The organism is Rhodococcus sp. HNM0563 (assembly GCF_012726195.1).
Classification (GTDB): Bacteria; Actinomycetota; Actinomycetes; order Mycobacteriales; family Mycobacteriaceae; genus Rhodococcus.
Window position 1 is genome coordinate 54,336 of record NZ_JAASAF010000016.1, and the last position, 6,000, is coordinate 60,335.

At 64.3% G+C, this 6,000-nt stretch carries 7 protein-coding genes; 1 reads left to right on the plus strand and 6 read right to left on the minus strand.

All coding sequences use genetic code 11. The features are described 5' to 3' along the window. Positions 1 to 23: 23 nt before the first annotated feature. A complete protein-coding gene (locus tag HCA61_RS25450; RefSeq protein WP_169690976.1) occupies positions 24 to 785 on the minus strand; it encodes an SDR family oxidoreductase in 762 nt (253 codons plus the stop codon). Positions 786 to 825: 40 nt separating this feature from the next. Then, on the minus strand, positions 826 to 1,593 hold the full coding sequence (locus HCA61_RS25455) for an SDR family oxidoreductase (RefSeq protein WP_169690977.1): 768 nt from the start codon (positions 1,591 to 1,593) through the stop codon (positions 826 to 828). A gap of 168 nt (positions 1,594 to 1,761) precedes the next feature. On the opposite strand from HCA61_RS25455, the gene HCA61_RS25460 reads away from it, so the two are divergent. Beyond that, positions 1,762 to 2,211, plus strand: coding sequence for a nuclear transport factor 2 family protein (locus HCA61_RS25460; RefSeq protein WP_169690978.1), 450 nt, complete (start codon positions 1,762 to 1,764; stop codon positions 2,209 to 2,211). A 67-nt stretch (positions 2,212 to 2,278) separates the two neighbouring features. Here the strand turns inward: HCA61_RS25460 and HCA61_RS25465 are convergent, their stop codons facing one another. From HCA61_RS25465 to HCA61_RS25480, 4 genes are all read right to left on the minus strand, one after another. Continuing rightward, positions 2,279 to 3,013, minus strand: coding sequence for an acyl-CoA dehydrogenase family protein (locus HCA61_RS25465; protein WP_169690989.1), 735 nt, complete (start codon positions 3,011 to 3,013; stop codon positions 2,279 to 2,281). Between the two features lie 71 nt (positions 3,014 to 3,084). Further along, positions 3,085 to 4,233 carry an acyl-CoA dehydrogenase family protein gene (locus tag HCA61_RS25470; protein WP_169690979.1) on the minus strand — a complete coding sequence of 383 codons (1,149 nt, stop codon included), beginning with the start codon at positions 4,231 to 4,233 and terminating at the stop codon, positions 3,085 to 3,087. Next, positions 4,230 to 4,643: a nuclear transport factor 2 family protein gene (locus tag HCA61_RS25475; RefSeq protein ID WP_169690980.1), complete on the minus strand. Its 414-nt coding sequence runs from the start codon at positions 4,641 to 4,643 to the stop codon at positions 4,230 to 4,232. The genes HCA61_RS25470 and HCA61_RS25475 overlap by 4 nt, the downstream gene beginning before the upstream one ends. Beyond that, positions 4,630 to 5,841, minus strand: a complete 1,212-nt coding sequence (locus tag HCA61_RS25480) for an amidohydrolase family protein (RefSeq protein ID WP_169690981.1) — start codon at positions 5,839 to 5,841, stop codon at positions 4,630 to 4,632. Before HCA61_RS25480 ends, HCA61_RS25475 begins: the two co-directional genes overlap by 14 nt. Between the last annotated feature and the right edge of the window lie 159 nt (positions 5,842 to 6,000).

The window sequence follows — 6,000 nt, forward strand, 5'->3', positions numbered from 1 at the left end:
TTCGCCTTTCATGTGTGGATGGGTCAGACTCGAACGATCCAGCCGCCGTCGATGTTCAAGGTGTGGCCTGTCACCCAGTCGCTGCCGGACGAAACCAGATACAGCAGACCCGGAATCAGCTCCTCGGGTTCACCGAAGGGGAACGGGATCGCGTGCTTGACCATCTCCTTCAGTTCGGGCGGCGATGCGATGTCGCCGGCTTCGGTGTTCACCATGCCCGGCGCGATGGCGTTGACGCGGATCCCGAACGGCGCGAGTTCCCGTGAGAGGGACACCGTCATGCTCACCAGGCCGAGCTTGGTGATGCCGTAGGCCTGGGCGGCCATGAATGCGCCGCTGGACGATTGGTTGACGATCTTTCCGTAGCCGCGCTCTTTCATGTACGGGACCACCGCACGGGTGCACAGGAGCGGGCCGGTGAGATTGACCGCAAGCGTATTGGTCCACAGGTCCAACGACATGGAGGTGAGACCGCCCTTGCCGACGACCTCTGCCATCAGACCTGCGTTGTTGACGAGAATATCGACGGATCCGAACTCTGCGGCAGCCGCGGCGGCCATGTCCGACGTGCTCTTCTCGTCCCTCACATCGACCCGGACGGCGAGCGCCCGATATCCGTCGGCCTTCAGTTCGTCGGCGGTCGCGGTCGCGGTGTCGAGGTCGATGTCGGCAACGACCACTGCGGCGCCGGCCTCGGCGAGACCACGCGAGTAGGTGCGGCCGATCCCGCCGCCCGCTCCTGTGACGATGGCGACCTTGTCTGCGAGTTGCTTCGAATCCGTCATGGGATCCTTTCTCGAAATGTGTGGGTGGGTTACCGCCGGTTCAGACCTTCTTGGTGACTCCGCCGTCCACGCGGATGATGGCCCCGGTGGTGAAACTCGAAGCATCACTGGCGAGATGCAGCGCGAGCGGAGCCACTTCTTCGGGTCGGCCCATACGCCCCAGCGGGACGAACGGTGCTTCTTCGCCTTCCGGCGGGGCCCATGCCTTCGAAAGGTCGGTCCTGAACGGTCCGGGCAGGATCGCATTGACACGGACGGTGGGTGCGTACGCGTCTGCAAGACCGACCGTCAGGGCATTGAGGCCCGATTTGGCGCACGCGTAGGGGAGTTCGCGCACGCTCGCAGTCAGCGAGCCCGCCGTACCGACGTTGATGATCGACCCGCCGCCGTTGGCGGCCATGTGAGCACCTGCGCGAACGGCAAGGCGGAACGGTCCTTTGAGGTTGACGTTGAGGGTCTTGTCGTAGAGCTCCTCGGTGATCGATTCGAGATTCTCGTACAGCGGTGACATTCCGGCGTTGTTGACCAGGATGTCGAGGCGCCCGAAGTGCTCGAGGGCACGGTCGACCAGTGCGTCGCAGTCGTCCCAGTTCCCCACATGGCAGGCGACGGCCAGCGCGCGACGCCCGGTCGACGCCTCGATTTCCTTCGCGGCGAGCTCGCAGCCGTCGAGCTTGCGGGACGCTATGACCACGTCGGCCCCTGCCTCGGCGAGTATCTGGGCGATTGCGCGGCCGATTCCCCGTGAGCCACCGGTGACGATGGCGGTCTTTCCCGTGAGGTTGTGCAGTGAATCCAATGGCGTCATGCACCGATTGTGACGCAGAATCTGGAATTTGGAAAGAAGATTCTTACAACCAAGAATATGATTTCGGTATGGGAGAGTAGTGATCGGAGCGGGTGGACACCCAGAGCCGGCCGCCTGCCCGGTGATGGGAAAATGCGACAGATCGACATCGAGAAGCAAAGGACAACAATGACATTGCAGCAACTCCAGGACCGGCTCGACATCGCCGACCTGCTGTACAAGTACGCGACCTCGGTCGACACGAAGAACTGGGAAGCGCTGGCGTCGGTCTTCACCGACGACGCAGCTCTCGACTACACGTCCGTCGGCTACCCGGCAGGCGCACGCGACCAGGTGATCGCCATGCTGAGCCGCGCACTCGACCAGTGCCCCATGACCCAGCACTTCGTCACCAACATCGCGATCACGTTCGTCGATGACGACACCGCTGCGGTCTCGGCGATGTTCTACAACCCGATGCAGCTGCCGGGCGTCGACGGCCTGACGTACTGCGGCGGCAACTACCACCACGAAGTCGTGCGCACAGTCGACGGATGGAAGAGCCGCAAGGCCGTGGAGGAGAACCTCTGGTTCTCGAACCACCCCGATCCCTCCAAGAACGGCGCGGCAGCGTCGTAGTCGATCTCGGGGATGTACGAGTAGAGGCCACCGTCGTTGACGGTGGCCCCTACTGGTCAGGTGATTGCTACAGGTTGGCGACGCGCGGAGCGGACCCCGACGCGCGGATGGCCGCACCTGCTTCTCGTGTCAATTCCTTTGAGCTGCCCAGCAACCCGTCGAGAAACAATCCGCGGCGGATATGGCGATGCAGATCGTGTTCGTCGGTGAACCCGATACCGCCGAGCACCTGCTGACAGTGCCGCGCGGCGGTCACCGCCGCCTTGCCTGCGGCGGCCTTGGCCAAAAGCGAGCTGAACTCGTCGTCCGCGACGAGGAGCGCCGCTTCGGCCCCCTCGATTGCCACGAACGTCTCGGCGAGTTTGTGCCGCACCGCCTGGAAGCCGGAGATGGGCTTACCGAACTGCGTGCGATCGAGCGCATGAGTACGGGCGAGGTCGAGCATGGTGCGGCTCGTGCCCACCAGCCACCACCCGAGCGCGCGGCGACCCGCAGCGACCGGTACCGGATTCCCGGACTCGACCACCTCGACGGTGAGCTCCTTGTCGAGAACCTCGGTGCTCCGCTCGGTGCGGTGCCACACCAGCCACGAACCCCCCGCGTACGGGAGCGGCACCGTACCTCCGGGTTCGGCGCCGGCCTCGGCCAGGATCACGTCGTTGATCACCGGTGCGTGCGCGCCGGTCTCGCCCAGCAACCGGAACACCAGGGGGATTGCGACATCAGGCATCTCGCTGAGCATGTCGTGCCAGCCGAGTTCGACGAGCGCCGAGTCGAGTGCGACACCCGAGGCGGCCTCCATGGTCTTGCGAAGCGCGTCCTCGAGGAGTGCCAGTTCCGAATCGATCGCCGGTGCAGTGCTGTTCGTGGTCTTCACTCTTTCCCCAGTTGCAATAGACGGCGAGCGATGATGTTGCGCTGGATTTCCGCGGTACCACCGTAGATCGACGCGGCCCGCGAATACAGGAACTCGGTCCGCAGTTCGGTGTCGAACAGTTCGATCCTTCCCGGAATCAGATCCCGCGCGGTGTCGAACAGTTGTTGCTCGGCGGTCGCGAGCAGAACCTTGTCGACGGAGGTCTCCGGACCCAACGGCAGCCCGGCCTGGAGGCGCTTCTGCGTGCCGTACGAACGGCTCCGCACCGTGTGCAACGCAAGGTAGGCGTCGCCGAGTTCGCGATCGTCGGCGGGATCCGAGACAGCAGCGACCTGATCGAGACGAGTGAACAGATACGCGATCCGGTGCCAGAAACACGACGAGCGCTCGTGCGGGAGCAGATCTATCGCGAGTTTCCAGCCGTCTCCGGGATTACCCAGCATCCGATCGGCAGGTACCACGACATCGTCGAAGTAGACCTCGCAGAACTCCTCGCGGTCGTGCATCGTCGTCAGCGGCCGGACGGTGATGCCAGGGGTGTCCATGTCGAGGAAGAAGGCGGTGATGCCGTCGTGCCCGGGGCCCGTGCGGGTGAGGAGAACACAACGGGTCGCGAACTGCGCCAGAGAGGTCCATACCTTCTGGCCGTTGATCACCCACTGATCGCCACGCTGTTCGGCGCGGGTGGACAGCGACGCGAGGTCGCTGCCCGAGCCGGGCTCGGAGAAGCCCTGGCACCACTGCTCGCTGCCGTCGAGCAGACGCGGCACCATTTCGGCCGCCAGTTCAGGACTTGCGTACTTGATCATGGTGGGGGCGAGCACCTCGATCATCGAGTAGATGCCCGGCTCGGCGAGGTCGCGTGTGGCGACCTCCTCGCCGAGTACGGCCCGCAGCATCGCGGGCCCGCCGAGTCCTCCGACCTCCTTCGGCCATCCGTATCGCATCCAACCGGCGTCGTAGAGAGCGCGCCGGACCCGACCCAGCTGTTCGACCTGCTTGTCGAACGTGAGGTCGGGTCCGGGCGTGAGATCGTTCTCGTCGAGCCAGACGCGTACCGCTGTTCTGAACTCTCCTACACTCCCCGTCGCTTCGCTCGCCCCGGTGACACTCCCCGTCGCTTCGCTCGCCCCGGTGACGCTCATGCCGTCGGTGCCTCGAAGGCGTGCGGGATTCCCGAGTCGTGCTCGCCGCTGCGGCGGATGAATGTCATCTTGCGTGTCTTCAAGCGCCACCCCGCCTCGGTACGGACGTAGGTGTCGTTGTAGTAGCCGATCCGCATGTCGTGCGCGGAATGCTCGACGAAGCACAGCGGTTGTGTGCCGGTAGCGGTGTCGCCGTCGAGCTCGATCATCGAAGTGCCCACGAGAAACAGGCCTCTGGGTGCTGCAGCTGCCAGCTGGGGGAACTGGTCGAGAGTGAACACGTCGCCGAAAGCGCTGTAGGTGCCGTCAGGAGTGAACACGTCGACGATACCGTCGAACTCGCCCTTGGTCATGACCACGGCATAGCGTGCGAGGAGCTGGTTGATCTCTACGAGGTCACTTGTTGACATAGACCTTTCCGCCTTTCATCACGAACCGCACATCCTGGGTGACGGTGATGTCTTCGGTGGGATCGCCCGGTACCGCGATGATGTCGGCGAGCAGGCCTTCGGCCAGACGGCCGCGGTCGTCGACGCCGATCAGTTCGGCTGCATTGATCGTCGCGGCCTGGATGACCGCCAATGGGGGGAGACCTCGGTCGACGAGCGCCACGATCTCGTCGGCGTTCTTTCCGTGGGGGATCGCCGGCGCGTCGGTGCCGACGGCGATCTTGACACCGGCCTTGTACGCCGCGAGCACGGAAGTGCGCGCCTTCGGGAACATCTCGGCTGCCTTCGCCTGAAGCTCAGGCGGTGCATGAGAGGTGTCCATCGCGTCGGCCAAACGTGTCGTGGGAACCAGCCACGTGCCGTTCTCGACCATCTGGTCGATCGCGTCGTCGTCGATGAGGAAGCCGTGCTCGATGCAGTCGATGCCTGCGGCCACCGCGTGACGCACGGCATCAGCGCCGTGGGTGTGGGACGCGACCTTCATGCCGCGACGATGTGCCTCGTCGACGATCGCGCGCAGTTCTTCGTCGGAATAGTGCTGGGCACCTGCCGATCCCGTCATCGACATCACGCCACCCGAGACACATACCTTGATGAGCTGAGCGCCGTGCTTGATCTGGTACCGGACGGCCTTGCGAACTTCGTCGACACCGTTGGCGATACCTTCCTCGATGGTCAGATCGAGGACACCGGGCGCAAAGGCCGCGAACATCGTCGGATCCAGATGACCACCGGTCGGGGTGATCGCGTGACCCGCGGGGACGATGCGGGGACCGTCGACCCATCCGGCGTCGATCGCCTTGCCGAGAGCGACGTCGAGCAGATAGCCGCCGGTCTTGACGAACAGCCCCAGATTTCGGACCGTTGTGAAGCCCGCACGCAGCGTGCGGCGGGAATTGCCCACCGCACGCAGCATGCGTATCGGAGGATCGTCCTGAACGGTGGAGTAGACGGGCTTTTCGCCGCGCCCACCCATGAGCAGGTTCACCTCCATATCCATCAAACCCGGCATGAGGATCTGATCACCGAGATCGATCACCTCGCCGCGAGGTTCGCCGCCGACGCCCGCAATATGTTCGCCGTCGATGTGGATGATGCCCGGCCGGATGATCTCGCCGGTCTCGACATCGAGGAGTCCGGCTGCCTTGAGCGTCAGCATGCGGTTACACCACCGGTTCTTTGGTGATTTCGGCCCAGGCGGCGCCGCTGTCGGGGACGCGGGGCTGTTTCCAGACTTCGACGGGGAAGGAGACCATGACCAGCGATTGCATCAGGTGCATGAGGGTGCGGGCGTCGTCGGGCAGGTCGTCGAGGTCGA

Excerpts from the sequence above, each read along its gene's own strand:
- HCA61_RS25460 (WP_169690978.1), top strand. The coding sequence starts at position 1,762 with ATGACATTGCAGCAACTCCAGGACCGGCTCGACATCGCCGACCTGCTG.
- HCA61_RS25480 (WP_169690981.1), bottom strand. The coding sequence starts at position 5,841 with ATGCTGACGCTCAAGGCAGCCGGACTCCTCGATGTCGAGACCGGCGAG.
- HCA61_RS25470 (WP_169690979.1), bottom strand. The coding sequence starts at position 4,233 with ATGAGCGTCACCGGGGCGAGCGAAGCGACGGGGAGTGTCACCGGGGCG.
- HCA61_RS25450 (WP_169690976.1), bottom strand. The coding sequence starts at position 785 with ATGACGGATTCGAAGCAACTCGCAGACAAGGTCGCCATCGTCACAGGA.
- HCA61_RS25475 (WP_169690980.1), bottom strand. The coding sequence starts at position 4,643 with ATGTCAACAAGTGACCTCGTAGAGATCAACCAGCTCCTCGCACGCTAT.
- HCA61_RS25465 (WP_169690989.1), bottom strand. The coding sequence starts at position 3,013 with ATGGAGGCCGCCTCGGGTGTCGCACTCGACTCGGCGCTCGTCGAACTC.
- HCA61_RS25455 (WP_169690977.1), bottom strand. The coding sequence starts at position 1,593 with ATGACGCCATTGGATTCACTGCACAACCTCACGGGAAAGACCGCCATC.